Below are 25,768 nucleotides of genomic sequence, written 5' to 3'. Positions count from 1 at the left end.
ATCAATATAATCAATTAATCTAGATAAATTTACTTATTAGCGGCCTGCCTCAATCAGTGCCAATTAGGATCTTGCTGTAACTGCTTTTTGAGCATGGCCTGGATACTGTCATTGGGACGACCGAGCCATTGATAGGTCGCGAACTCACTCGGTTTATCAAGTGCTTGTGGCTTGTCTGCCACGGAAATACGCATTCCCCATGCCTGCCATACTTGTTTTTTATCCTGACTAAACGCCACCCACATAAAGTTATTACTGCAATCATGAGGTTTACAAATTCGCCCCACCTTATATTGCTGCCCTTGCCAATTTATCACCTCATAAGGTGCTGACGTCCCCACCCCTTTGCGTGCCCAGGCTGGGAGATTCTTTTGGCTTTTCACCATTTTTTGCCAGCTATTTTTATACACCGGCTGTTGCAGCAGATCCGCAGTGGTCGGGCGGCTTTTGACAGGAGAAGTCTGGGCAACTGACGTGGCTGTGACAGTTGTGGTGGCTGGCTGCGCGAAAGCCCAGGCGCTGACACTGAGCATCACCGCAGCCACAAGACAATGGCGGGTTTTGTTACCTTTCATTATCGAAATCCTTATTATCTGATTAATCTACTCGCCGGACAGTGAGCCAGGCTCTATGCAACGGCTTAGCGGGCGTGGTATTAGCTTGCCTGTCTATGACCATCAACCGGCGAAAAAGTTGATCCATAGCACGAATTTTCATCCTAATTCCAGTTATATCACAATCTGTATGACAGCTTGAGTTAAGCTATGAACCAGATAGCTATCAGCCGAGCCCACCCGATAAAAGGCCATGCCATGTTAACCGTTGAGTTACCCGAAGAACCCGAGAAGCTGTATTACTCTGCCGGGGATGCCCACCCGCTGGCTAAGCTTGAAACGGATAAAATTATCCAGATGGTTATCGATCTGGATGTTGCCAATTCCGACAGCGAGCATTATGTCACTGGCTGGATGGGGCTAAATAGCGTGGTGGTGGTACGTAATTACCAAAATAAGCGCGGTACAGCCAATGGTTTTGTGGTGAATAAAGGCGATCGCTATCGTCTGAGCATTCAATCCATTGAATTTCGCATTCCGAAGGCCGTGTTGTGGATGAGCTTTCGCCGTAAACCCCGCACCATGGAGTTAATCACCTACGAAACATTGGGCGAACAACCCAGCGGTATGCAGCAGTACCGTAATATCCTCGATGAAGAGTTGCTACAGCAACTCGATGCCGATTGGCGCGAATTGAATGATTATCTTGGTGCAGCCTGCTGGCAACTTGAAAATGACACCCCGCTGTGGCAACAAACCCGACAACAGATAACGCCCGAGACTATCCGTCAGTTAGTCGATGCGCCTATTTTTCGCACCAAACATCTACAGGCTGATGGGGATTACGCCGGGTTCTGGGCCGGAGAGTACTTTTTTGCCGTTCGCCAACCTAGCGCAGGCAACCCATTACCTGCGGTACAAATCTCCTGGAGTGAAGATGAAAAAGATATCGGCAGTTATCAATTTGATCTGATTAACGATGAAACAGGCGAGCCAAAACTCTCACTGTGTATCCGCCCACGCAAAGGCGCGGACAGCTATCTGCTTAACCGTTTTGATGCCCATCACTTGCAACGTGCTATCGCGATGTTTGCGATGACTCAGCGCTATTTATTGGCATAAAAATCTCTGCCATTTCAATAAATAAGGCATGCACTTCGTCATTGGAGCTACAGGTAGGCGGCAAGTGAACACATCCCGATGAGCTGACTCAAGTCAGTGATTCGGGGGGGTGAGCGCAGCTAACACCCCTGCGACTTCAACGACGAAGGATCCCCAAAGTCATTGGAGTTGCAGGTAGGCGGCAAGTGAACACATCCCGATGAGCTGACTCAAGTCAGTGATTCGGGGGGGTGAGCGCAGCTAACACCTCGGCGACTTCAAGGACGAAGGGGATTACCACCACCGGTGAAAATGATGCACCGGCCCGACCCCCTGTCCGACTTCAAGGGTATCGGCTTGTTCTAATGCACCTTGCAGATAGTGTTTGGCGGCATTCACTGTATCTGCCCAATCGTGGAGCCGTGGCCGTAAGGCCGCCAATGCGGCCGATAAGGTGCAGCCGGTGCCGTGGGTATGGCGAGTATTTACTCTGCGGGTAACAAAACGCTGTTCGCCTTGTGCCGTAAACAGCCAATCGGGGCTATCTTCACCGCTCAAATGCCCTCCTTTCATCAATACTCCCTGACACCCCAGAGCCAACAGTGCTCGCCCCTGTTCACACATTTGTTGCTCATCGCGCGCAGGCTGGCAATTGAGTAGCGCGGCTGCTTCTGGCAGATTCGGGGTAATCAAAGCCACTCGCGGTAACAGCAGTTGACGTACTGCGTCTACGGCCTCTGGTGCCAATAATGGATCACCGCTTTTGGCGACCATAACGGTATCTAGCACCACAAATGGGATGGGATAACGTTGCAGTTGTGTGGCAACAATCTCGACAATGTCAGCATTAGCCAACATACCGATTTTCGCGCTATCGATGCGCACATCACTGAGAACAGAATCGAGTTGAGCTGCAACAAACGCCGGTTCGATGGGATAAACTGACTGCACACCACAGGTATTTTGTGCCACCAAGGCGGTGATCACACTGGTGCCGTAAGCTTGCAAAGCAGAGAAAGTTTTCAAATCAGCCTGAATACCGGCCCCACCGCTAGGGTCAGTTCCGGCAATCGTGAGTGCATTAATTCGCTTCATGAATATCTCTCCACACTCATATCAATGGGAGATCGAATGGCAGCAACAGCGAGAATAGCTAAAGAGAAAACGGCAGGTTGAACGAACATATTCCTCCTAACCGGCGGTCAAGAAGGCGGAACCCTAAGGTGCCGAGACTTCCCTACGCTGGCATAATCCAGATCAGGTAATACGGGTAATATCTCAGCCATGCCACTGTTTGTGGCAGGCACCCCGAGTCAGAATTGTTATTATCATGGGCAGATGGTAGAAGATCAATCATGTATTGGCTCAACCAATGATCAATTTCGCAAAAGCACCCTGTTTTGGAGGTATAACCATAGGATGAGTATCAAGATTCGTCAGTATCAGGAAAGTGACCGGCCATTCCTGCGCACCTTGTATCTGGCATCACGTAAAGCAGCCTTTACCTGGCTGGACGTTGAACACTTTAGGCTGGAAGATTTTGATCGCTCAACCATTGGTGAAACTGTGCTGGTCGCCGTTGATGGCGATCAACACTTAGGTTTTGCCTCAATTTTTATGGAAGAGAGTTTCCTGCATCATCTGTTTATTGCCCCTGAACTACAACAGTCCGGTACGGGAAAAGCCTTATTGCAGGCAGCACAACAGCTATTTACCAGCCACGGCTCACTCAAATGTCTGGCAAAAAACCAGCAGGCGCTGGCGTTTTATCAAAAACAGGGGTGGGTAGCTATTGCCACCGGCATCAGTAATGATGGCGAATATACATTAATGCATTGGCATAATGAGAAGGTTAAATAAGAACAATATTGATAATATTAGTTAAAAAATAAAATTTAATATCTAACTTACTATCAAACATCGCTGCATCGTTATATGGGTTATTTTCCCCTCACAGATAAATCAGAAATAAGCACAAGGGAACTGGGTTTCCTTGTGCTTATTTTCTATTCCCCGCGCAGCGCCTTCACATCATCGGCTTTTATATTCAGTGCCGGTTGTCCGAATTGCTGTAGCAGATAATGACTCAAACTAACAACCTGCTCATCGGTTAAGGTGTTAGCAAATCCGGGCATAAATACTTCACCGTCATTGGTTTTGCGTGACACACCGTGGAGAATCACATTAATCAGGTTATTGGGCTCGGATGCCCCGACCACCGAGTTTTTCATCAATGAAGGGTAATAACCGTCTTTCACGCCCTCACCGGTGAAACTGTGGCAACTGGCACAGTTCCCCAAATACAGGCGCGCGCCGTCAGTGTTGTTATCTGCCGTGAAAGGCATACCGCGTAAGGAATTAACACTACTTGCCGCTTGCCCCCAATCCGAACGACTCTTGGTTTCGTCATCTGGATTTAATGGCTCCAGGGTACGCAGATACACCGCCATGGCATTGAGATCACTCTCGCTCAGGTGGCGAGTACTGTTCTCAATAACTTCAGCCATCGGCCCGGCAGCTTGTGCTTTACCGTCAACATGGCCGGTGCGCAGATATTGCACCACCTGCTGCTGACTCCAGCCGCCAATACCGGCATGTGGATCAGAGGTAATATTAAACGCCGTCCAACCATTAATCTCTGCCCCCCCATAGGCTTTGCTCTCTTTCATCCCCATGGTGATATTACGCGGGGTATGGCACTCAGCGCAGTGCCCCAATGCTTCAACAAAGTAAGCACCCTGATTCCATTGTGCATCTTTAGTGTTGTCCGGCTGAAAGCGCTCCCCCTCGAAATTGACCAAATTCCAGAACCACAATCCCCAACGCTGGTTGAATGGGAAAGGCATGTCATTTTCGCGGTTAGCTTGATGCACTGCTGGCAGACTAAACAGATAGGCTTTAATGGCTTTGACGTCAGCATCCGTCAACAAGGTATATGAGGTGTAAGGGAATGCTGGGTAGAGATTCTCACCATTTTTCCCTTTCCCTTCATGTAATGCGCGCAAGAACTCTTCATCCGTCCAATTGCCAATTCCGGTCTCTTTATCGGGCGTGATGTTGGGCGAATATAGCGTGCCCATCGGCGTCTTGAAGGCAAGTCCACCGGCAAAAGGCTTACCGTCTTTGGTGGTATGGCAGGCCACACAGTCAGCGGCCTTAGTCAGGTACTCACCACGTGCAATTAGGTCAGCATCAGCACTGGCATACCCAGTTACGGCTAAACCTAATGCGATAAGCAGGAGATTCACTGAACAGCCCAAGGTTTGTTTTCTCATCTTACACCTCGGCCTTTAATGTTTCAGCGATACGCAGCGAGAGTGCGGCAATCGTCAAAGTACAATTAACTGAACCGACAGTTGGCATCACACTACTACTGGCGATAAACAGGTTTTTATGGTCATGGGTGCGACAATCGCTGTCCACTACCGAGTCTTTCGGGTCACTGCCCATAATGGTGGTACCCGTAATATGATTGTTATTGGCGAAGTTATTGTTGAATTTAACCTCGGTTCCCCCCATCAACTTTGCCGCCTCGGCATAGACCTGCTGAGTGTGTACCGCACTTTTTCGCACATAATCATCCATTGCATAGTAAAACTCGGGTTTCGCAATGCCGATGGCGTCTTTCTCGCTAGCGCTGGGGATAATGCGATTTTCGACATGAGGCAAAATCTCGTGGAAGCTGTCGAATTGTACAAAACGCGCGGCCCTGTCACGGATTTTGGCCTCAAGCTGTGGCCCGAGTTGCAAATCCCCCTGTTTGAGTAATTCAATCGTGACTTGATCGGTACGTGACAAATTGGATAAATGAATTTTTTTCGCTGCAAAATCAGCACGAAATGCACCATCACGGAAGCCGATCATCGACGTCATTTCCTGCGGCCCACGCCCTGGCCACAAGGGTTCACTGGCCATAAAAGTCACCCCGGTTCCGGGGTGATCCATTAGATTGCGCCCCACCATATCGGAACTATTACCCACTCCCCGTGGATTTTTCTCATCGGTGGACATCAGCATCAGTTTCGGAATTTCAATCCCATTAGCGGCCAGTACGAAGTATTTACCCTCAGCCCGATGCTCATTGCCTTGTTCATCTTTAAACAGTGCCGCAGTAATCTGTTGTTTATCATTAACTTCTAACTTATAAACCACAGCTTTGGGGCGCACGACTGCCCCCGCCTGCTCGGCTTTTTCGACATGAGTGATACCGTTATACATGGCGCCAATCGGGCAAATAGGCATGCAGTTGTTATTACCACAACAGGTTGGCCGGCCATCATAAGGTCGACTGTTACGGGCGACCGGTTCAGTGACCACATTGAAACTTCCGCCGTTAAAGCTGCCACCGTTAAAAACATGGCTATTTAACACCGTCTTGATGCGCTGTTCATTCCACGATAATGGCAATGGTGCCATCGGATAGGGTTCACTGCGGGGTGATCCTAGATCTTCATCACTTGGCCCCCAAACACCTAATTCCTGTTCAGCGCGCAGATACCACTTTTCCAACACGGCATACTCAATTGGCCAATCTCGCCCGACGCCATACACGGTTTTCAGTTTGAAATCGTTAGGCAAAAAGCGCCACGCAGAAGCCGCCCAGTGCCAGGTTGTGCCACCCACTGCGCGGATATATTGCACATCATACGGATGTTCACCCTTTTGAATCAGATAGTTATTATTTGGGTTAGATTCAGGATGAGGCGCATACGCGGTGGAAGGATATGGCGCCATGTTGTCTGATTTATCCGGCTGATTACGGAAGTTTTCTACAATTTCCCAGCGAGAGAGGCGCGGACCTGCCTCTAAAACCAGTACTGACTTGCCAGCCATGGCCAGTTGATGGGCAACCAGCCCTCCTGCAACACCCGAGCCAATAACGACGATATCCGCCTTTAGTGTGTCAGCCATAAATGTATTCTCCAAAATTATAAGGCGACATCAGGCTTTACAGCCCAGTATCCGGGTTTATTCGGGCAATAAGAGCGAATAACCAACACATCGGATACCGCATCGAACATCAACGCATTCTCATAGCTGATTACCGCCGCATCGGTTCCCTCACCGATCACGCCGATATACCAGCCTTGCAATATTTGCCGGGCGATTTGTTGTTGCAGGGGTAGCCATTGCTGAGGTTCACCCGAAGGCAACGGTTGTAACAAGGAGAGTTTTTGGTCAAAACCGCCTATTTTCCCGAGCAGAACCTGATAGATTCGTTGACCAATCTGCGCATTAAGCTGGCGCTTACCGGTCAATGCGCGTGATACCAACATGAATCTTTCTAAATTCTGCGGCGAGGTTTGGGTCGATGCCGCGAAAGCATCTAGTGAAAGGGGACTCATCAGGCTACTGACTAGCCCGACGCCGATATATCCCAGCAGACGGCGGCGTGAAATACCCCGCACCTGAGGTATCGGAGAGAGATTTACCGACATGTTTTTTCTCCACAAAACAGCACGCACGCAGTATTCATCCGTTGTATTTAGGAACATGCTGCTAATCGGCATGTGCTAACAGATGCGGGCTACTGCGAGCTAAACTACCCTGCGTTTTACACAGCGGCAGTGGCAATCTTGACTAATAATGAATGGACTTCTCGTCTTATTGACGATGTAAGTTATGAGATGCGGATGTTAAATATTTAGTTGAGTTGTAAAGATTCGTCAAGATTATACCTCATCAGTGAAGGGGTAAAGCAAAACGTGATTCATATCACATTTTGTAACTATAGAGCCGGATCATGCCTTCACCTCAATCATTACTTCAATACGATTAAGGACATATGCCACTTGATGCCAAACTTGCTGATATTCGGTTGAGTTATAGGTACGTAAAAACTCCACCAGCAGTGTTTTGGTTTGTTGCCATATTGCATCATCGACCGGATGCTCTTTATTTGTCTCAAAGAAGGTTTCCAGTGTTTCAACTTTTTGCAGGTAAGCATCCAACGCAGCAGTCCATTCACTTGTATGCAACTTGTGAGAAATTTGCGCCAGCAGCCAGGGCATATAGTCGCGACTGAGGCTAACATCCCAACTATCAGCATCTGTTACAGACCATGTGGCACTTAGATCACCACAATGTGTGCCTTGATCATCGGTAAATCCGTGCAATGCACAAATAGCCTTTTCTACATCAAGCACATAGCCTAAGGCCGGATTATTAATGAATACAGCATCATGAGGGGTTCGCTCATTAAAATTCACTACAGCACCTATATATTCACCTAATTTTGGCCCCGTCAGCACACCTTTGAAGTTAATATATGATGTTTTTTCATTCATATAAAAATGCAAAAGTTTATTTTTATATCCATTAACGAGATAATGATATTCCCAGTCAGCCATAAAGTACCATTTTTTGCTGTATATATTATAAGCTACTCCATTATCACAACGGTACTCTAAACTATTATCACTGTAGTTACTGCGATGGTAGGTAAAGCTAATCGCCGAAGGTTGGTCAGTGCCATCATTCAATAATGAAAGGCACGAGGACTCTATTAACGCTTTACCCTCACTTAATTTATTATAAGCCATCAGTAATTGAGTTTCTGCATTATAATAAATATGATTCCTACCTTTTTTACTCCCCAAATAAATATAGGTATCATCTGGTTGGTCCAAACGATGGGTTATTACCTCACGTTGGTCATTTACACCCCTTGATTCAAGCGTTTCCTTATATTGTAAAAAGGGTCTTACTGCCTTTTCCTGCCACGTTTCAATAGTAGACGCATCAAACCATAGAGTGTATTTATTCACGGTCCCCTGCTGAGAATGTTGTTCCCTGCCATGTAGAATATTAATCGGGCTAGTATGTAAGCTCACATAGAAACCGATTTGATCTAATGATAACGCGGTACCCGTCCCTTGATTGACTAATCTTATTTCATTTTCTACCACCTGAGGGAACCAATACTGGCCAGAATTATTAAAATCACAATAGGTAAATGCCACATCAGCATCAAGCTGGGAACTACGCCGAACCACCGGTGACAAACAGTAAAGGTTGCGATCAAACCCTTGCCCGATAAAGGCCGTCATTATCTGCCCTGCATGACTATAAAAGAAGTAAGAACTTTGTCCATCAGCACCAATAGGCTGACTTTGCTTGGTTAAAAAGATGCTATGACCATTGTTAACATAATAATCATAGCTGAAATATTTTTCAGCTAAAATGTCTGAATGGTAATTGAATGTCACCCTCTTATTCTCAGGATATAAACTCTTTGGTAATACACGATAAGAACTGATATCTGCTGTTAATCCATACTGAGCCAACTCAGCCGCATTGGTGTTTTTATAAAGCGAAGCAGACTTCCCCAAAAATGAATAATCACTAAAAACCTCAACCCGTAAATTTAGCGGAATTTTTATTGATGCAATATTATTATTCCATTGGCTAAATAGCCATTCATCCTCGGTATAATAAGGCACGCAAAATTTTGTGCCGTCCTCCTTTTCAGAGTAATTATCTTTTGAATAAAAACAGACATTATCTTCATTATTATGCTCTGCTATTGTGGATATTGATATAAAGATCCAAGGAACAATCAAAATACTAATTTTAGCATTCATATTTCACCTGTTAATTATAAAGAAACCAAATATAATCTTTCACATCAAATGGGAAGGTAAGCGTTACAATTTTTATATTCACATATAGTAATCTTACCTAAAAGCGATACTCACAAAAGCATCGTTCATTTTTTATTTATCCGTGAAGGTAAAATATAAATTTTTATTTCATCGCAGCCAAAATAAAAAGCCCCCGAAAGTTCGGAGGCTTAATTAATGTCAGAACACTATCTTATCGACGAGTGATAGTATTTATTCCCACTCAATGGTAGCTGGTGGCTTGCCACTGATATCGTAAACTACACGGGAAATACCATTCACTTCATTGATAATGCGGTTTGAAACGCGGCCCAAGAAGTCGTATGGAAGATGCGCCCAATGTGCGGTCATAAAATCAATGGTTTCTACTGCGCGCAGTGAAACCACCCAATCGTATTTACGCCCATCGCCCATCACACCAACAGAACGCACTGGCAGGAATACGGTAAAGGCTTGGCTCACTTTATTGTACAGATCAGCTTTATGCAGCTCTTCGATAAAGATGGCATCAGCGCGGCGCAGCAAGTCACAATACTCTTTTTTTACTTCGCCCAGAACACGTACACCCAAACCTGGACCTGGGAATGGATGGCGATATAGCATGTCGTACGGCAGACCTAATTCCAGACCAATTTTGCGTACTTCATCTTTAAACAGCTCTTTCAGTGGCTCAACCAGCCCCAGTTTCATCTCTTTCGGCAAACCGCCCACATTGTGGTGAGATTTAATTACGTGTGCTTTACCAGTAGCAGACGCTGCTGATTCAATCACATCAGGGTAGATGGTGCCTTGTGCCAACCACTTCACTTGATCTTGCTTACACGCTTCTTCATCAAACAGTTCGACAAACACGCGACCAATGATTTTACGCTTCGCTTCAGGTTCATCGACACCAGCCAGCGCTGCAAGGAAACGATTTTCGGCGGCAACATGAACAATATTCAGGCCGAATTTATCACCGAACATTTCCAGCACTTGGTCGGCTTCATTCAACCGTAGCAGCCCGTTATCGACAAACACACAAGTCAGGCGGTCACCAATAGCGCGATGCAGCAGCATTGCCGTCACAGAGGAGTCAACACCACCGGACAGGCCAAGAATCACATGGTCTTCACCAATTTGCTCACGCAGACGAACAATGGCGTCTTCGATAATGGTGGCCGGGGTCCATAAGGCTTCGCAGCCGCAGATATCCAACACAAAGCGCTCTAACAGGCGTTGGCCTTGTTTGGTATGTGTGACTTCTGGATGGAACTGCACGCCATAAAAACGCTTCTCTTCGTTGGCCATAATGGCAAACGGGCAGGTATCGGTGCTGGCAACCGTCACAAAATCAGCAGGGATGGCAGTGACTTTGTCACCATGGCTCATCCATACATCCAATATTGCTTCGTTGGCTGGATTGATAGCATCTTTGATATCGCGGATCAGTGCGCTGTCAGTTTTGATTTCCACCTGCGCATAACCGAACTCGCGCTGATTTGAACCTTCAACTTTGCCCCCCAGTTGCATCGCCATAGTCTGCATGCCGTAGCACACACCTAATACCGGGACACCCGCAGTGAACACGTAATCAGGCGCGCGTGGGCTGTCGTGCTCAGTAGTGCTTTCAGGACCGCCAGAAAGAATGATGCCGCTTGGATTAAATTCGCGGATCTGAGCTTCGGTTACGTCCCACGCCCATAGTTCACAATAGACACCGATTTCACGAACGCGTCGCGCCACCAGTTGGGTGTATTGCGAGCCGAAATCAAGAATAAGGATGCGATGCTTATGGATATTTTTTGTCATGTGCGGCGTATTCCACAGAGAAATAATAAAATTAAATAGTTACCATAATTATTTATGAATCATTCCAGTCGGCGAAGCCAAAAAGTTAGTTACCGCCCGCAGCACAGCATACGCAGTTGACACTAAGTCAATGAGCAATGCGAGCCGCGAACGATGACCAAATTCGCCGGTTTAAGCCCCTGGAATTAGCCCATGCGATAGTTAGGGGATTCTTTAGTGATAGTCACATCATGCACATGGCTTTCTTGAATCCCTGCACCACTGATGCGCACAAACTCAGCTTTGGTACGCAATTCATTGATAGTGGCACAACCGGTAAGCCCCATGCAGGAGCGCAAGCCCCCCATTTGCTGATGTACAATCTCTTTCAACAAACCTTTGTATGCGACACGACCTTCAATACCTTCCGGTACCAGTTTATCGGCAGCATTGTCAGTTTGGAAGTAACGGTCAGAAGAGCCTTTGGACATCGCGCCCAGTGAGCCCATACCACGGTAAGATTTGAATGAACGGCCCTGATAGAGTTCGATTTCGCCCGGAGACTCTTCAGTCCCTGCCAGCATAGACCCCACCATGACACAGGAAGCACCCGCGGCAATGGCTTTAGAAATATCGCCAGAGAAACGGATACCGCCATCGGCAATCACCGGAATACCGGTACCTTCCAGTGCTTCGACTGCATCAGCAATCGCCGTTATCTGTGGCACACCTACACCAGTCACAATACGGGTGGTGCAGATTGAACCTGGACCAATCCCTACTTTTACGGCACTTACACCGGCATCAGCCAAGGCTTTTGCACCCGCGCCCGTCGCAACGTTACCGCCAACGATTTGCAGGTTAGGATATTTGGCACGGGTTTCACGGATTCGTTGCAGAACACCTTCAGAGTGACCATGGGATGAGTCAATCAGTAAAACATCAACACCCGCGGTGACCAGCGCGTCGATACGCTCTTCATTGCCAGCACCGGCACCCACAGCAGCCCCAACACGCAGACGGCCATGCTCGTCCTTACAGGCGTTAGGCTTGCGCTCTGCCTTCTGGAAGTCTTTTACAGTAATCATGCCGCGCAGATGGAAGCTATCATCAACAACCAATGCTTTCTCGACACGTTTTTCATGCATTTTTTGCAAGACAATTTCACGAGCTTCGCCTTCCTTGACGGTAACCAGACGCTCTTTCGGTGTCATCACCGCCGTCACGGGTTGGTCTAAGTCAGTCACAAAACGCACATCACGGCCAGTGATAATGCCAACCAGCTCATAATCTTCGGTTACCACCGGGTAACCTGCAAAACCGTTACGGGCAGTCAATTCTTTCACTTGGCGCAGGGTGGTGGTTGGGGTAACAGTCTGCGGCTCGGTAACAACGCCACTTTCGTGTTTTTTCACGCGGCTGACTTCTTCAGCCTGGCGCTCAATGGACATATTTTTGTGAATGAAACCTAAACCGCCCTCTTGTGCCAGCGCAATGGCCAGACGAGCTTCGGTAACGGTATCCATGGCTGCGGACAGCATAGGGATATTTAGGCGGATAGTTGCGGTCAGTTGAGTGCCAAGTTCGGCCGTATTAGGCAAAACTGTGGAGTGGGCTGGAACCAGGAGAACGTCGTCAAATGTCAGAGCTTCTTTCTTGATACGTAGCATGGGCAATATCTCACCAAGGTGGATGTGAAAAGATAAAATATTGCCGTGGCATTATACAGAGCGTAATCGGTTGCCTCCAGCACTTTCTCATAATTTTTCTTGCCAACCGGTCTGAGGTAGGTAATATCGATCAATTAAGTGCTTGTTTTAAAATTTGATCCAGGTCACATGTCACAATCTTCCGCATCAACAATTTTTACTGTTAGCCGTCTTAATCAGACGGTGCGACAACTGCTGGAAATGGAAATGGGCCAGATTTGGCTCACGGCCGAGATATCCAATTTCTCCCAACCGTCATCCGGTCACTGGTATTTCACCCTAAAAGACGCCCAAGCGCAGGTGCGTTGCGCGATGTTTCGCAACACTAACCGCCGTACTACGTTTCGCCCACAAAATGGTCAACAAGTGTTGGTTAGGGCATCGATTACCCTGTACGAGCCGCGTGGCGATTATCAGTTAATTGCGGAAAGCATGCAGCCTGCCGGTGACGGATTGCTGCAACAACAGTTTGATCAACTCAAGCAACAACTGGCGACAGAAGGGCTATTTGATCAGCATCATAAACAACCGTTGCCAAGTCCTGCCAGGCAAGTTGGCGTCATCACCTCTGCCAGTGGTGCGGCGCTGCATGATGTTCTACAGGTTTTGCAACGCCGTGACCCATCATTGCCAGTAATTATTTACCCAACAGCAGTGCAAGGCGTTGATGCTCCATTGCAGATAGTCCGTGCCATTCAGTTAGCTAACCTACGTGCCGAGTGCGATATATTAATCGTCGGGCGCGGCGGCGGGTCGCTGGAAGACCTGTGGAGTTTTAACGACGAACGGGTCGCCCGCGCTATTTTCAATAGCCACATCCCAATAGTCAGTGCAGTCGGCCATGAAACCGACATCACTATTGCTGATTTTGTTGCTGACTTGCGGGCGCCAACACCGTCTGCTGCCGCAGAATTAGTGAGCCGTAACCAGATTGAGCTGGTCAGGCAAATTCAAGGACAGCAGCAGCGGATGGAAATGGCGATGGATTATTATCTGGCACAGCGCGGCCAGCAATTCACCCGCCTTGAACACCGTTTACAGCAACAACACCCACATTTGCGACTGGCACGTCAGCAGACCCTGTTATTAAAGCTGCAACGCCGTCTGGAAGAGAGCGCGCAAAACCAAATCCGCTGGTTAAGCCGGCGCACCGAAAGGCTCCAGCAGCGCCTCGCGCAAGTGCAACCGCAAGGGCAAATTCACCGTTACAGCCAACAAGTACAGCAGCAGGAATACCGTTTGCGCCAGGCATTAGAGCGCCAGCTTAATGGTTACCGGCAGCGTTTTGGTATCGCCTGCTCGCAGTTAGAGGCCGTCAGCCCATTAGCAACCTTGGCCCGTGGCTACAGTGTCACGCAGACTCCGGCTGGGGTAGTGCTGAAAACCACTAAGCAGGTGCAGGCTGGTGATAAGCTGACCACCCGATTGCAGGACGGTTGGGTAGAAAGTGAAATCACCCAAATCAATGTGGCGAAGAAGGCTCGTCAACGGAAAGCGGCAAAAGAGTAACGCCGCCTGGCTCAATTGCTGCCAGTCAAATCGTCGGCAAGTAACTAAAGTGAACGCGGCTTTTCGAAATGAGTCCGTGACCGTGCTGGCAGAAATAATCAATCGCGCCACACGCCTTCAGTACCTGCAACGGTTTGACGCAATCAGGGCACTCTGCCTGTTGCTGATAGTTGCCATGGCAATTAGAGCAATGAAAGTGGCCACTTACTTCGGTCATCAGTTTTTGGCAAACCGGGCATAATGCATCCATCGACTTCTCCTTAAAAACTACATCACCCCGAGCGATCGTAGGAAGTAAATCCCCAGCGCGGTGGTAAAGAATGAACCGACCGTGGTGATGGCAATGATATTCGCCGCCAGGGTGGCATTGCCTCCCATGGCGCGGGTCATAACATAACTGCCAGCCGCCGTTGGGGTGGCAGAGAACAGAAATATAATCCCTAATGTCGCCCCACGAAAGCCCATCAACAAGCCACCAACGGTCATCAATATTGGCACCACAAATAATTTAGCTGTTGAAGATAACGCTGCCACATTGGAAGAACGGAACATCGCGTGCCAGTCGAGGCTCGCTCCGGTGCACAACAGAGCCAATGGTAATGCCAAAGCAGAGATATAACTCCCCGTCTGGACAATCACCTGAGGAAGAGGTAATTGCGTTTGTGCGTAGAGTAAACCGCACAGTAGCCCAATTATCAGCGGATTAGTCACAATACTGCGTAACAGTGCCAATTTACTGATTTTGCCGCCCTGCCCAGCTTGCAGACTGCGAGTCAGGGTGATCACCGACAGCATATTAAATAAAATCACTGTCACCGTCAGATACATCGAGCCGAGTGCCACCCCTTCGGCACCATATGCCGTCATGGCAAAAGCCAACCCCACGATAGCGGTATTGGCTCTGAACCCTCCCTGCACGAATACACCACGCTCTTTTGGGTCTTTTACCAACCACTTGGCGGCGACTTCCAACAGCAAGAAGGTCACCAACGTACCAATAGCGCCATAAACAACCAAGGGTAGGTTATCCAATAAGCTGACATGATTGGTCGCGACACTAAAAAACAGCAGACAAGGGAGGGCGAGATTGAAGACCAGCTTGGTGGCACCATCGCAGAAACGATCATCCATCAAGCCAAAGCGCCGTAACAGCACACCGAGTAACATCATCAGCAAGTTAGGCATCGTAACACTAAATGCAAAACTCCAGGTTTCCCAAGACATGACTGACTTTCAACTCCCTTTGTTTACGGTTAAGCGGCCAAAGCTGCGTTTTACTGACGGCGGTCGTTAAATGTGCAAAAAGCGCGGAATGCCCGCGCTTTGCTGTTACTACTTACCTTTTTTCAGGTGCGACATCAAACGTTTACGTTTACGCATCTGATTTGGTGTTAATGGATTGCGCTTACCCGCGAATGGGTTCTCGCCCTCTTTAAACTGGATGCGAATTGGCGTACCCATTACTTTTAGTGAACGACGGAAGTAATTCATTAGGTAGCGTTTATACGAATCCGACAGGTCAGTAACCTGGTTGCCGTGGATTACGACAATCGGCGGGTTGTAACCCCCAGCATGGGCATACTTCAATTTGACGCGACGGCCACGCACCAAAGGAGGCTGATGGTCTTCTTCGGCCATCTGCATAATGCGGGTCAGTAAGGAAGTGCCCACACGTTTGGTTGAGCAGTCATAGGCTTCTTGAATAGATTCAAACAGATTACCCACGCCACTGCCATGTAAGGCTGAGATAAAGTGAATCCGCGCAAAATCGACAAAACCAAGACGCAGATCCAGCATATCTTTAACCTGCGCACGCGCTTCTTCTGTCATGCCATCCCATTTGTTCACCGCAATAACAAGTGAGCGCCCACTATTGAGAATAAAGCCCAACAGCGACAGGTCCTGATCCGAAATACCATCACGAGCATCAATAACCAACAGTACAACATTGGAATCTTCGATTGCCTGCAAGGTTTTAATTACTGAGAATTTTTCCACCGTTTCGGTGATTTTGCCGCGTTTACGCACACCCGCAGTATCAATCAGGATATATTCACGCTCATCGCGGGTCATAGGAATATAAATGCTGTCACGCGTGGTGCCCGGCATATCATAAACCACCACCCGATCTTCACCGAGAATGCGGTTGGTTAGTGTGGACTTACCTACATTAGGACGCCCGACAATTGCCAGTTTGATTGGCAGAGTCCGTGGGTCAAAATCATCTTCTGCGTCATCTTCAGGAACAGCGTCGTCCTCAGCTTCCTGTGCGGCCCAATAAGCCGCATTCGCTTCTTCATCGGTCAATTCAACTTCAGACTCTACAGCATCCATATAAGGTGCCATAACATCTTCAATCAACTGAGTCACACCACGACCATGGGACGCCGCGATAGCATGAACTTCACCTAAGCCCAATGAATAGAAATCTGCTGTAGCAGTATCTGGATCAATACCATCAGTTTTGTTGGCAACCAGGAAAGTCGCTTTTTCACGACTGCGCAGATGCTGGGCAATCCCCTGATCCGCAGGCATCAAGCCTGCACGGGCATCAACCATAAACAGGACAATATCGGCCTCTTCAATCGCCAATAACGATTGACCTGCCATCTTGGTTTCTACGCCATCTTCTGTGCCATCAATACCTCCGGTATCGATAACAATAAACTCATGCCCCTCGACCTCGGCACGACCATATTTACGGTCACGCGTTAGCCCGGGAAAGTCCGCAACTAACGCATCACGGGTGTGCGTTAAACGGTTAAATAGAGTGGATTTACCCACATTCGGGCGCCCGACCAGCGCGATGACAGGTATCATTGTTGAAGCCTCATTACTTAATTTTCAAATCATTACAGCGCTGTACCAAACCTGCAACAGCGCAGTTTTTAGAAGACAAACGGCCCCTGAATCTCAGGAGCCGCTTAAAACCCTGCGTTTTGAACGTTGCTGCGATATTAGCGGCATTCACTAACCCGAATAACTGACGGTATCAGTTCATTAGGGTTCATTCGTTTGCTGCCTTGCTGCAACACCAATAACTTTGGGTATTGACCTATTATTGGCCTGTTAAACAGGCACTAAATCAGGATTAACGGGTGAACGCGTATACCGTGCCGCCTCTCGCCTGAACCAGCAACTTATCGCTGGCAACCACTGGCGCACTCAGGAAGCCGGAGCTGTCTACGCTCTGTTGAGCTACAAAACGGCCATCATCGGTATTCACCCAGTGCAGATAACCTTCGGCATCACCTACAACCAGATACCCATTATACATCACAGGAGCTGTCAAGTTACGATGTAATAAATCGCTTTGACTCCAAAGGGTTATACCGCCATCTGTTTTCAGCGCAACAATTCGGTCATTTTGATCGACCAGATAAATGCGACCCGCGTCGACAATGATGTCATTCACTGATCCCATTTCACGCTTCCACAGGATCTGGCCGGAACGCAGATCTAATGCAGTCAAGTTACCATTGTATGCCAAAGCATAAACCACACCATCAACAACCACAGGCGTGGTATCAACGTCGTTCAGGCGGTCAATTTCAGTGGTACCTGTCACTTGGGAAATACGCTGTTGCCAGATCAACTGGCCCTGTTCCATCATTACCGCACTGACGCGGCCATTGTCACCACCGACAATCGCTGCACCGAATGCGACTGCTGGTGCAGATTCACCGCGCAGAGACAGCGCTGGTGTATCGAGGTTTAATGTCCACTTAATCGCACCGTCTGATTCATTCAGTGCTTGCAGCATGCCATTTGATGTATGGATCAGTACCACCCCATCGCTGACAACCGGACGAGATAATGCTTCACCCGCCACCACGGTCTGCCATGCAACCTGACCATCATCGGAATTAAGCGCATAAACTACCGCTTTCTCGCTGCCGACATACACATGGGCACCTGATGCAGTGACGCCACCAGATAACATTGCAGAACGGTTGCTGGAAAGGAAGTTGGTTTTTTCAGACAAATCGGTTTGCCAGATTTGCTTACCGCTGTCGGCGTCCATGGCTTTCACCAAGCCTTTACGGTCGGCGGCAAAGACAGTCGTCCCCTGCCAGGCTGGGCGCAAATGGGAGTAATAATCACCGACACCACCACCTACTGAGGTACTCCACACTTTAGTTGGTGTGAATTGATTCTCAATTTTTGGCAGTGGTGACATGGTAACCACATCTTCTTCACTGTTAAACAGTGAACAACCGCTCAATAGGGCAACAGATACCAGTCCTACTAAGAGTGTTTTACGCAATTGCATGGGAATACCCCTTAGCTGGACAAATTATTCAATTTCATGCGCAGCAAAGCTTGCAGCGCCTGAGAAGCATTTGATTCGACGCCTTTGCTGTAAGCAGCTCGCGCACCTGCGGTATCACCTTTACTCAATAGCGCATCGCCACGGACATCCTGAGCCATCGCAGTCCAACCATCACCCTGCACCGCATCCAGCGTTTTCAATGCGTCGTCTGGTTTCTTCAATTGCAATTGCAGACGTGCAAGACGCAAATTAATCAGTGACAACAGATTTTCATCTTTGGTCTGACCCAGCGCCTGAGTGAGTTGTTGCGCCGCTTTATCAAACTCATTTAGCTCAACAAAGTGATGAGCCAGCTCTAACCCGGCCAGTACGCCGTAGTTATTGCTATTGCCCTGAACAAATTTTTCAGCAAGAGCAACACCATCAGCACTGTTAGCTGACAAAGCATCACTGGCTTGCTGATAGGCAGAGGAGGCTTCCGTCAAGACAGTGTTCTGATGACTCTGCCAGTAACGCCAACCCACTAATGCACCAATCCCGAGCACCACACCCACGGCCAGCGCTTTACCATTCTCACTAAAGAAACGGCGCACTGCATCAACCTGGTCATTTTCAGTGGTATAGACTTCCACGGTGTCTCTCTCCTTAACCCAACATCAAAGCCAGACGCGCAGCAACATCCGCTTGCGCCAGCGTTTCTTGTTCACCATTTCGCAAATCTTTTACGACCACTTGCTGTGCTGCTACTTCGCTTTCGCCAAGCATTAATGCAACACGGGCACCCCACTTATCAGCGCGGGTAAATTGCTTTTTGACATTACCACCGCCGTAATTGGTCATTAATTTCAGCGTTGGCATGGCATCACGCAGGTTCTCAGCAAGTAGCATTGCAGCACTTTGCGTATCCTGACCAGACGAAATGACATAAACATCTACTGTCGCTGGTACCTGGAAGTCAGCATTTACGGCCTGCACTAACAGAACCAAACGCTCAAGGCCCATGGCAAAACCAACCGCAGGCGTTGCACGCCCACCGAGTTGTTCAACCAAACCGTCGTAACGCCCACCGGCACACACAGTGCCCTGGGCGCCCAAGCTATTGGTGACCCACTCAAATACCGTACGGTTATAATAATCTAAACCACGAACTAAACGCTCATTGACGGTATATGGGATGCTGGCCTGGTCTAAAAGTTCACACAGACCTGCAAAATGTTGTTTTGACTCTTCATCCAGATATTCAGATAGCTTAGGCGCATCATTTAGCAGCAATTGAACATCGGGATTTTTGGAGTCCAGCACTCTCAGCGGATTACTGTACATCCGGCGCTTACAATCTTCGTCCAGTACCTCAACGTGTTGCTCGAGGAAAGTCACCAGCGCTTCACGGTAATCAGCACGCGCATCCAATGATCCAATGGAGTTCAGTTCAAGTTGCACATGCTCTGAGATACCTAAAGCACGCCACCACCGGGCAGTCAGCAAAATTAATTCGGCATCAATATCCGGCCCTTGCAGACCGAAAACTTCCGCACCCAACTGATGGAATTGACGATAGCGGCCTTTCTGTGGGCGCTCATAGCGGAACATCGGACCGATGTACCACAGACGCTGTTCCTGATTGTACAGCAGACCATGTTCAATACCTGCACGTACACACCCTGCGGTTCCCTCAGGACGCAGTGTCAGACTTTCGCCATTGCGATCATCAAAGGTATACATCTCTTTTTCAACCACGTCGGTGACTTCACCGATCGCGCGCTTGAATAACGGGGTCTGCTCTACAATCGGCATGCGAATTTCGCTATAACCGTAGCCTGCAAGTACTTGCTTCAAGATACTTTCAATGCGCTGCCATACTGCCGTATCGGCTGGCAGGTAGTCGTTCATACCACGGATGGCTTGAATGTTCTTTGCCACGTCTGTTCTCTGTAGTTTTATACCCTATTTACTTGAAGCAGCAGCGCCGTTCGCAGCCACTCTAATTACTTTGGGCATGGTGCAAAAAATAAAGCCGATTATAGAGGCTTGCCACCCATATATTCAATGATGACAACTTGTTACCCCTACAGGCGCAATGTAAAGCGGGCTAAAACCCGCTTTTGTGCTGACCGACAACCCATGACCAACGATGTTTATTCATCATCCAATTGATTGATAACAATCCGATTATTAGCATCAAGCATTGATGCTTTAGCCCGAATTTTGGCTTCCAACTGGTCAATCATATTTTTGTTATCAAAGCGTTCTTTTTGACGAACACCATCTTCGTAGAAACCGCTTTTGTTATGAGCACCGGTCACACCGATAGTCGACACTAAAGCCTCACCCGGGCCATTGACCACACAACCGATGATAGAGACATCCATAGGTGTAATCAGATCTTCTAACCGCTGTTCTAAAGCATTCACAGTACCGATAACGTCAAACTCTTGGCGCGAGCATGTTGGGCAAGCGATAAAGTTAATCCCACGGGCACGGATACGCAAAGATTTAAGAATATCGAAACCGACTTTGACTTCTTCAACCGGATCAGCCGCCAGCGAGATACGCAACGTATCGCCAATACCTTCAGACAGCAACAAACCTAATCCAATGGCAGATTTAACTGAACCACTGCGCGCACCACCCGCTTCGGTAATACCCAAATGCAAAGGTTGGTCGATTTTTTTGGCTAACAAACGATAGGAGTTTACCGCCAGGAAAACATCTGAGGCTTTAACACTGACTTTAAACTGATCAAAATTGAGGCGGTCAAGAATGTCGACATGCCGCATCGCGGATTCAAGCAGGGCTTCCGGCGTAGGTTCACCGTATTTCTCCTGAATATCTTTCTCCAGCGATCCACCATTGATACCGATACGGATAGGGATGTTGTAGTGGCGAGCGCTAGCAACCACGTCTCGGATACGGGCTTCGTTGCCAATATTACCGGGGTTAATACGCAAGCAATCAACACCGTACTCAGCCACTTTCAGGGCGATACGGTAGTCAAAATGAATATCGGCAACCAGCGGCACAATGACGTCTTTATGCTGCTTGATTAATTTAAACGCCTCAGCCGCTTCCATGGTGGGTACTGAGACTCGCACGATATCCACACCAACACGTTGCAATGCTACGATTTGGGCAACAGTCGCAGCAACATCCGTGGTTTTAGTATTGGTCATCGATTGCACTGCAATCGGCGCACCATCACCAATTGGCACTTTACCGACGTAAATCCGGGTAGATTTACGTCGGATAATTGGGGGTTCGTTATGCATTACACACTCTCCTTTACAGTCGTGTAGTTTATACAACAAAGCAGTTTTTCAAAACTACAGTGGCGGTTTAGCTGAACCACAACATAGTTTGTCAAAACCACAATATTACTCTACACCGACAGTCAGGCGGGCTACGCGATTAGCCTTAATAAACTTACTCAAATCAACCGGATTACCCTGATATGTGATTGTCAGCGCACCAGGTGCACCGATAGTCAGTTTATAAGGGGATTTCCCCGATAGGTTGAGGGTCGCGCCTCCTTTTTGGATACCGCTAAACAATGTTTTTCCACTCGCATCAACAACCTGTAACCAGCAATCAGCTTTGAAGTTCATTACCAATGAACCCACAGATGATGCCGCACCATTTACCCCAGCGTCTGCTGTAGGTAGTGGTGATTGCGCGGTAGAAGCATCAGGCACAACTGCCTGACTCGGGGAAACGACCACAGACTCCGCCGGAGTCGCTCCCTGATTAGTTGCTGTCTCGACACGGTTATTTACCGTATCCACAGGTGCTGTACTGTTTGTTACCGGTGCAGTACCACTTGCCGTAGGTGTAGAGGCAGGCTGACTATTCGCAATCGGAGCCTGGGTATCGGTCGGCGCGTTAGGATCGCTATTCTCATCAGACAGCGGCACAGATTGCCCGCCATTTTGCAACAGCTGGGCAGAGGATTGATCAGCCATAGTGGCTATCTCTGCTTGCTGCGCCTGATGATTTTGCCACCACCATGCTCCTGTCAACCCCAGCACAACCAACACAATAAGCCAGGTGAAACTCATCAACCAGCCATCACGTTTTTTATGCTTTTTCCCCAATGAAAAACTTTGCATTGGGGCCACTTTTGTTGCCCTGATTGGTGCTTGTTTTTCCAACATGGGTAACAGTTCATCTTCAGGGAGGTGAACCAATTTGGCGTAAGAACGAATGTAACCACGGTGGAATGTTGAGGCGAGATTAGCTTGCGCTTTATCCTCCTCAAGATCACGGATTGTGGATACCTTCAGACACAGACGTTCTGCAACCGTCTGCTGAGTTAGCCCTAGAGCTTCGCGGGCTTGACGCAGGCGCACACCTGTCGTCTCTGGAACTGTTTGATCTTGGGAGGCTTCAGTATTCATTAGCTAGAAAATGCTGGTACTGTTTGGATTGTGGAAAACTTCGCGCAAGCTGCTTGCCATAGCGTTGAACACTATCTTGACGGCCTGCTAGCGCGGCGAAACGAATTTGTAACCATAAACTTTCAGCACTGGCCGGAAGTGTATGTTGGTAAACATCCAGTAATAGTTGCGCCTGAGCGCGATTCCCTTCTCCAAAATGCCTTTGAGCTTCTGCAAGCAGCGGCTCACCTTTATCAGGATCATACTTCAATGCCCGACTCAACAGTATCCGAGCCTGGTCATTTTGATTGGCCCGTAAAAAGCAATATCCAGCGTTTTCCAGACTATCTGCCACCTGACCGTAATCGGGCAGCAGCGCTGCTGCGCTAAACTGTTGTTGGGCCGGTACATACTGCCCTAAACCACACAGAAACGCACCGTAATTATTCAGTACCGTGCCATTTCCAGGTGCCAGTTTCATCGCTTGCTGATAACGCTGCTCTGCGGCACTGTTTTCACCGATACGTTGTTCGTAAAACGCCATACCCAATTGAGCGCGATAATCCTGTGGATCAGCCTCTACAGCCTTCTCAAGATTCTGCCGCGCGGCATTAAGATCACCCTGCGCCAAATACTCTAAACCCAGTTGTAAACGCGTCTGCCCGGCGGCGGGTTGGCTAACCTTTTCCGGCGATGAACCGGAACAACCAGCCAATACGGTCACAATCAGGCAAACTCTCCACAGTCTTGTCAGCTTCATGCTTTCTCAATTGTCCTTATATGTGAAGATACCCGTCATACCTCAAGCGTCATGCACGTTCGCAATACTCACGACTTGAATTATTTAGGGTATAGCTTTTTCAGTATTGAGCATCTAACAAATTATAAGTTAAATAACAATTAGTTATATAGAACAAATCAATACTTTCAATCAGACTGTCTTAATAGCGATAGGTTCACCGGCCATTTTCTTTTTCAAGGTACGCTTGGTGCGGTCAATCACCTCACCCGCTAACTGCCCACATGCAGCATCTATATCGTCACCACGCGTTTTACGAACAATGGTGGTAAAACCATATTCCATCAATACCTTAGAAAAACGATCCACCCGGCTGTTTGAACTACGGCCATAAGGTGCGCCAGGGAACGGGTTCCATGGGATCAAGTTAATCTTACATGGTGTGTCTTTCAGACATTCCGCCAGTTGATGAGCTTGTTCCACGCTGTCATTGATGTGATCCAGCATAACGTATTCGACGGTAACCCGCCCACCATTGGCTTTGGATTTATCCAAATAACGCCGTACCGCAGCCAGGAAGGTTTCAATATTGTATTTACGATTGATTGGCACGATTTCATCGCGGATATCATCGGTCGGCGCGTGCAATGAGATAGCCAACGCCACATCAATCATATCACCCAGCTTGTCCAACGCCGGAACCACGCCGGAAGTAGACAAGGTCACACGGCGTTTAGATAAGCCGAAACCAAAGTCATCCATCATGATATCCATGGCCGGCACCACGTTATTCAGATTGAGCAAAGGTTCACCCATCCCCATCATCACCACATTGGTGATTGGGCGGATACCGGTGGCTTTTACTGCGCCGATAATTTTGGCCGCACGCCATACCTGACCGATGATTTCCGATACCCGCAGGTTACGGTTAAAGCCCTGTTGTGCCGTGGAGCAGAATTTACACTCCAGTGCGCAGCCTACCTGAGATGACACACACAGCGTTGCGCGGTCGCCTTCTGGGATATAGACGGTTTCAACTTGCTGATCACCCACTTTGATGGCCCATTTAATGGTGCCATCCGTTGATCGCTGCTCTTCAGTCACTTCCGGTGCACGGATTTCTGCTACCCGCTGCAATTTGGCGCGTAGCACTTTATTAATGTCGGTCATTTGCTCGAAATCATCAAAGCAATAGTGATATATCCACTTCATGACCTGATCTGCACGGAAAGGCTTCTCGCCCATTTCAGCAAAGAATTGGCGCATTTGCTGGCGATTTAAGTCGAGCAAATTAATTTTGCCAGTGACGGGCGCGGCAATGGCGGGCGCGTTGTCTGGCGTAGGGACAGCATCAATTGGTGCTGATGAAGTTAATAATTGTTCAGACATGAGTTGTCGTGGCCTCGTTGTTACACTTTACGGCGCTGCGTGTTAAACCGGATAGGCTTTCGAAACGGCGATAAATAAATAATAGAGCGCCCCGGGAGAGATGTCTCCACCGGGGCGCGGCATTGTACGAATTTTAGAGCATGGATTCCATGATTGGAAAGGCGTCCGGGCAACTTTATTGTTTCAGTTGATTAAATCCTGGCCATTTCTACACAGAATCAACTCATTAGCGACGAGAAATAATCTCATCCGCAGCGAAGAAATAGGCAATTTCACGCTGAGCTGATTCAACCGCATCAGAACCGTGTACTGCGTTAGCGGTAAAACTGTCGGCAAAGTCAGCACGCAGAGTGCCTGCTAGTGCGTTAGCTGGATTAGTTGCCCCCATGATATCACGGTGGCGCTGAACGGCATTCTCACCTTCCAGAACTTGTACCATAATTGGGCCAGAGGTCATAAATTCAACCAAACCATCGAAGAACGGGCGGCCTTTATGTTCTGCGTAAAAACCTTCTGCTTGTTCTTTGGTCAGGCGCAGCATTTTTGCAGCAATGATTTCGAAACCAGCACTTTCAAAACGCGCATAAATAGCACCAATGTCGTTATTGATAACAGCATTGGGTTTGATGATGGAGAAAGTACGTTCTAAAGCCATGATAACCTCTATTGAATTTCTAATATTGACCGGACGTGGAACCCGCCCCGCTAACTACCCTAAATAAGGATATAAAC

The 25,768-nt window shown here is 48.2% G+C and carries 22 protein-coding genes and 1 riboswitch; of the genes, 3 read left to right on the top strand and 19 right to left on the bottom strand.

Annotated elements, in window-relative coordinates:
- Nucleotides 1-53: 53 nt before the first annotated feature.
- A complete protein-coding gene (locus tag V2A84_RS02295; RefSeq protein WP_420073620.1) occupies nucleotides 54-575 on the bottom strand; it encodes an inhibitor of vertebrate lysozyme family protein in 522 nt (173 codons plus the stop codon).
- A 237-nt stretch (nucleotides 576-812) separates the two neighbouring features.
- On the opposite strand from V2A84_RS02295, the gene V2A84_RS02290 reads away from it, so the two are divergent.
- The gene (locus V2A84_RS02290) at nucleotides 813-1,676 is read left to right on the top strand and encodes a hypothetical protein (RefSeq protein WP_442849108.1); all 864 of its coding nucleotides are present in this window, start codon (nucleotides 813-815) and stop codon (nucleotides 1,674-1,676) included.
- Between the two features lie 273 nt (nucleotides 1,677-1,949).
- Here V2A84_RS02290 and thiD read toward each other — a convergent pair whose 3' ends face one another.
- A complete protein-coding gene (thiD, locus tag V2A84_RS02285; protein ID WP_083163226.1) occupies nucleotides 1,950-2,750 on the bottom strand; it encodes a bifunctional hydroxymethylpyrimidine kinase/phosphomethylpyrimidine kinase in 801 nt (266 codons plus the stop codon).
- 122 nt (nucleotides 2,751-2,872) lie between these two features.
- Nucleotides 2,873-2,976, bottom strand: a riboswitch (TPP riboswitch).
- A gap of 98 nt (nucleotides 2,977-3,074) precedes the next feature.
- Between thiD and V2A84_RS02280 the strand changes: the two genes are divergently transcribed.
- Nucleotides 3,075-3,515: a GNAT family N-acetyltransferase gene (locus V2A84_RS02280; RefSeq protein WP_083163224.1), complete on the top strand. Its 441-nt coding sequence runs from the start codon at nucleotides 3,075-3,077 to the stop codon at nucleotides 3,513-3,515.
- Between the two features lie 146 nt (nucleotides 3,516-3,661).
- On the opposite strand, the gene V2A84_RS02275 is transcribed toward V2A84_RS02280, so the two are convergent.
- The 6 genes from V2A84_RS02275 to guaB form a co-directional block, all read right to left on the bottom strand.
- Complete coding sequence (locus V2A84_RS02275) at nucleotides 3,662-4,930, bottom strand: cytochrome c (protein WP_102970544.1); 1,269 nt, start codon at nucleotides 4,928-4,930, stop codon at nucleotides 3,662-3,664.
- Between the two features lies 1 nt (nucleotide 4,931).
- Nucleotides 4,932-6,566, bottom strand: a complete 1,635-nt coding sequence (locus V2A84_RS02270; protein ID WP_083163222.1) for a GMC family oxidoreductase — start codon at nucleotides 6,564-6,566, stop codon at nucleotides 4,932-4,934.
- Nucleotides 6,567-6,583: 17 nt separating this feature from the next.
- Nucleotides 6,584-7,093, bottom strand: coding sequence for a sugar dehydrogenase complex small subunit (locus V2A84_RS02265; protein ID WP_193784798.1), 510 nt, complete (start codon nucleotides 7,091-7,093; stop codon nucleotides 6,584-6,586).
- Between the two features lie 303 nt (nucleotides 7,094-7,396).
- On the bottom strand, nucleotides 7,397-9,238 hold the full coding sequence (locus V2A84_RS02260) for a hypothetical protein (RefSeq protein ID WP_083163220.1): 1,842 nt from the start codon (nucleotides 9,236-9,238) through the stop codon (nucleotides 7,397-7,399).
- Between the two features lie 252 nt (nucleotides 9,239-9,490).
- Complete coding sequence (gene guaA / locus V2A84_RS02255) at nucleotides 9,491-11,068, bottom strand: glutamine-hydrolyzing GMP synthase (protein ID WP_083163218.1); 1,578 nt, start codon at nucleotides 11,066-11,068, stop codon at nucleotides 9,491-9,493.
- Nucleotides 11,069-11,253: 185 nt separating this feature from the next.
- Entirely contained in the window at nucleotides 11,254-12,717 is a 1,464-nt protein-coding gene (gene guaB / locus V2A84_RS02250) for an IMP dehydrogenase (RefSeq protein ID WP_083163216.1), read from the bottom strand.
- Between the two features lie 168 nt (nucleotides 12,718-12,885).
- Here guaB and xseA point away from each other — a divergent pair, with 168 nt between their 5' ends.
- A complete protein-coding gene (gene xseA, locus V2A84_RS02245) occupies nucleotides 12,886-14,265 on the top strand; it encodes an exodeoxyribonuclease VII large subunit (RefSeq protein ID WP_083163214.1) in 1,380 nt (459 codons plus the stop codon).
- Nucleotides 14,266-14,290: 25 nt separating this feature from the next.
- Here xseA and V2A84_RS02240 read toward each other — a convergent pair whose 3' ends face one another.
- From V2A84_RS02240 to ndk, 11 genes are all read right to left on the bottom strand, one after another.
- A complete protein-coding gene (locus tag V2A84_RS02240; RefSeq protein WP_083163211.1) occupies nucleotides 14,291-14,515 on the bottom strand; it encodes a zinc ribbon domain-containing protein in 225 nt (74 codons plus the stop codon).
- A gap of 17 nt (nucleotides 14,516-14,532) precedes the next feature.
- Complete coding sequence (locus V2A84_RS02235) at nucleotides 14,533-15,489, bottom strand: AEC family transporter (protein WP_083163209.1); 957 nt, start codon at nucleotides 15,487-15,489, stop codon at nucleotides 14,533-14,535.
- A gap of 108 nt (nucleotides 15,490-15,597) precedes the next feature.
- The gene (der, locus tag V2A84_RS02230; RefSeq protein ID WP_083163207.1) at nucleotides 15,598-17,085 is read right to left on the bottom strand and encodes a ribosome biogenesis GTPase Der; all 1,488 of its coding nucleotides are present in this window, start codon (nucleotides 17,083-17,085) and stop codon (nucleotides 15,598-15,600) included.
- A 271-nt stretch (nucleotides 17,086-17,356) separates the two neighbouring features.
- Complete coding sequence (bamB, locus tag V2A84_RS02225) at nucleotides 17,357-18,538, bottom strand: outer membrane protein assembly factor BamB (RefSeq protein WP_083163205.1); 1,182 nt, start codon at nucleotides 18,536-18,538, stop codon at nucleotides 17,357-17,359.
- Nucleotides 18,539-18,549: 11 nt separating this feature from the next.
- On the bottom strand, nucleotides 18,550-19,170 hold the full coding sequence (locus V2A84_RS02220; protein ID WP_083163203.1) for a YfgM family protein: 621 nt from the start codon (nucleotides 19,168-19,170) through the stop codon (nucleotides 18,550-18,552).
- Between the two features lie 13 nt (nucleotides 19,171-19,183).
- Nucleotides 19,184-20,458, bottom strand: a complete 1,275-nt coding sequence (gene hisS / locus V2A84_RS02215) for a histidine--tRNA ligase (protein WP_083163201.1) — start codon at nucleotides 20,456-20,458, stop codon at nucleotides 19,184-19,186.
- Between the two features lie 215 nt (nucleotides 20,459-20,673).
- Nucleotides 20,674-21,804 (bottom strand): flavodoxin-dependent (E)-4-hydroxy-3-methylbut-2-enyl-diphosphate synthase, encoded by a 1,131-nt coding sequence (gene ispG / locus V2A84_RS02210; RefSeq protein WP_083163199.1) that lies wholly within the window; start codon nucleotides 21,802-21,804, stop codon nucleotides 20,674-20,676.
- A 105-nt stretch (nucleotides 21,805-21,909) separates the two neighbouring features.
- Nucleotides 21,910-22,929, bottom strand: coding sequence for a cytoskeleton protein RodZ (gene rodZ / locus V2A84_RS02205; protein ID WP_083163197.1), 1,020 nt, complete (start codon nucleotides 22,927-22,929; stop codon nucleotides 21,910-21,912).
- Nucleotides 22,919-23,668: a type IV pilus biogenesis/stability protein PilW gene (gene pilW, locus V2A84_RS02200; RefSeq protein WP_083163195.1), complete on the bottom strand. Its 750-nt coding sequence runs from the start codon at nucleotides 23,666-23,668 to the stop codon at nucleotides 22,919-22,921. Before pilW ends, rodZ begins: the two co-directional genes overlap by 11 nt.
- 171 nt (nucleotides 23,669-23,839) lie before the next feature.
- Entirely contained in the window at nucleotides 23,840-25,036 is a 1,197-nt protein-coding gene (locus V2A84_RS02195; RefSeq protein WP_083163193.1) for a bifunctional tRNA (adenosine(37)-C2)-methyltransferase TrmG/ribosomal RNA large subunit methyltransferase RlmN, read from the bottom strand.
- Between the two features lie 226 nt (nucleotides 25,037-25,262).
- On the bottom strand, nucleotides 25,263-25,691 hold the full coding sequence (ndk, locus tag V2A84_RS02190) for a nucleoside-diphosphate kinase (RefSeq protein ID WP_083163189.1): 429 nt from the start codon (nucleotides 25,689-25,691) through the stop codon (nucleotides 25,263-25,265).
- Between the last annotated feature and the right edge of the window lie 77 nt (nucleotides 25,692-25,768).

It is taken from the genome of Yersinia sp. 2553 StPb PI (assembly GCF_052217105.1).
Lineage (GTDB): Bacteria > Pseudomonadota > Gammaproteobacteria > Enterobacterales > Enterobacteriaceae > Yersinia > Yersinia enterocolitica_E.
This window is presented reverse-complemented; position numbering and strand designations above follow the sequence as displayed.

Bases quoted from the DNA above. Each gene is read 5' to 3' on its own strand.
- V2A84_RS02295 (WP_420073620.1), bottom strand. From the start codon at position 575: ATGAAAGGTAACAAAACCCGCCATTGTCTTGTGGCTGCGGTGATGCTC.
- V2A84_RS02290 (WP_442849108.1), top strand. From the start codon at position 813: ATGTTAACCGTTGAGTTACCCGAAGAACCCGAGAAGCTGTATTACTCT.
- thiD (WP_083163226.1), bottom strand. From the start codon at position 2,750: ATGAAGCGAATTAATGCACTCACGATTGCCGGAACTGACCCTAGCGGT.
- V2A84_RS02280 (WP_083163224.1), top strand. From the start codon at position 3,075: ATGAGTATCAAGATTCGTCAGTATCAGGAAAGTGACCGGCCATTCCTG.
- V2A84_RS02275 (WP_102970544.1), bottom strand. From the start codon at position 4,930: ATGAGAAAACAAACCTTGGGCTGTTCAGTGAATCTCCTGCTTATCGCA.
- V2A84_RS02270 (WP_083163222.1), bottom strand. From the start codon at position 6,566: ATGGCTGACACACTAAAGGCGGATATCGTCGTTATTGGCTCGGGTGTT.
- V2A84_RS02265 (WP_193784798.1), bottom strand. From the start codon at position 7,093: ATGTCGGTAAATCTCTCTCCGATACCTCAGGTGCGGGGTATTTCACGC.
- V2A84_RS02260 (WP_083163220.1), bottom strand. From the start codon at position 9,238: ATGAATGCTAAAATTAGTATTTTGATTGTTCCTTGGATCTTTATATCA.
- guaA (WP_083163218.1), bottom strand. From the start codon at position 11,068: ATGACAAAAAATATCCATAAGCATCGCATCCTTATTCTTGATTTCGGC.
- guaB (WP_083163216.1), bottom strand. From the start codon at position 12,717: ATGCTACGTATCAAGAAAGAAGCTCTGACATTTGACGACGTTCTCCTG.
- xseA (WP_083163214.1), top strand. From the start codon at position 12,886: ATGTCACAATCTTCCGCATCAACAATTTTTACTGTTAGCCGTCTTAAT.
- V2A84_RS02240 (WP_083163211.1), bottom strand. From the start codon at position 14,515: ATGGATGCATTATGCCCGGTTTGCCAAAAACTGATGACCGAAGTAAGT.
- V2A84_RS02235 (WP_083163209.1), bottom strand. From the start codon at position 15,489: ATGTCTTGGGAAACCTGGAGTTTTGCATTTAGTGTTACGATGCCTAAC.
- der (WP_083163207.1), bottom strand. From the start codon at position 17,085: ATGATACCTGTCATCGCGCTGGTCGGGCGCCCGAATGTGGGTAAATCC.
- bamB (WP_083163205.1), bottom strand. From the start codon at position 18,538: ATGCAATTGCGTAAAACACTCTTAGTAGGACTGGTATCTGTTGCCCTA.
- ispG (WP_083163199.1), bottom strand. From the start codon at position 21,804: ATGCATAACGAACCCCCAATTATCCGACGTAAATCTACCCGGATTTAC.
- rodZ (WP_083163197.1), bottom strand. From the start codon at position 22,929: ATGAATACTGAAGCCTCCCAAGATCAAACAGTTCCAGAGACGACAGGT.
- pilW (WP_083163195.1), bottom strand. From the start codon at position 23,668: ATGAAGCTGACAAGACTGTGGAGAGTTTGCCTGATTGTGACCGTATTG.
- V2A84_RS02195 (WP_083163193.1), bottom strand. From the start codon at position 25,036: ATGTCTGAACAATTATTAACTTCATCAGCACCAATTGATGCTGTCCCT.
- ndk (WP_083163189.1), bottom strand. From the start codon at position 25,691: ATGGCTTTAGAACGTACTTTCTCCATCATCAAACCCAATGCTGTTATC.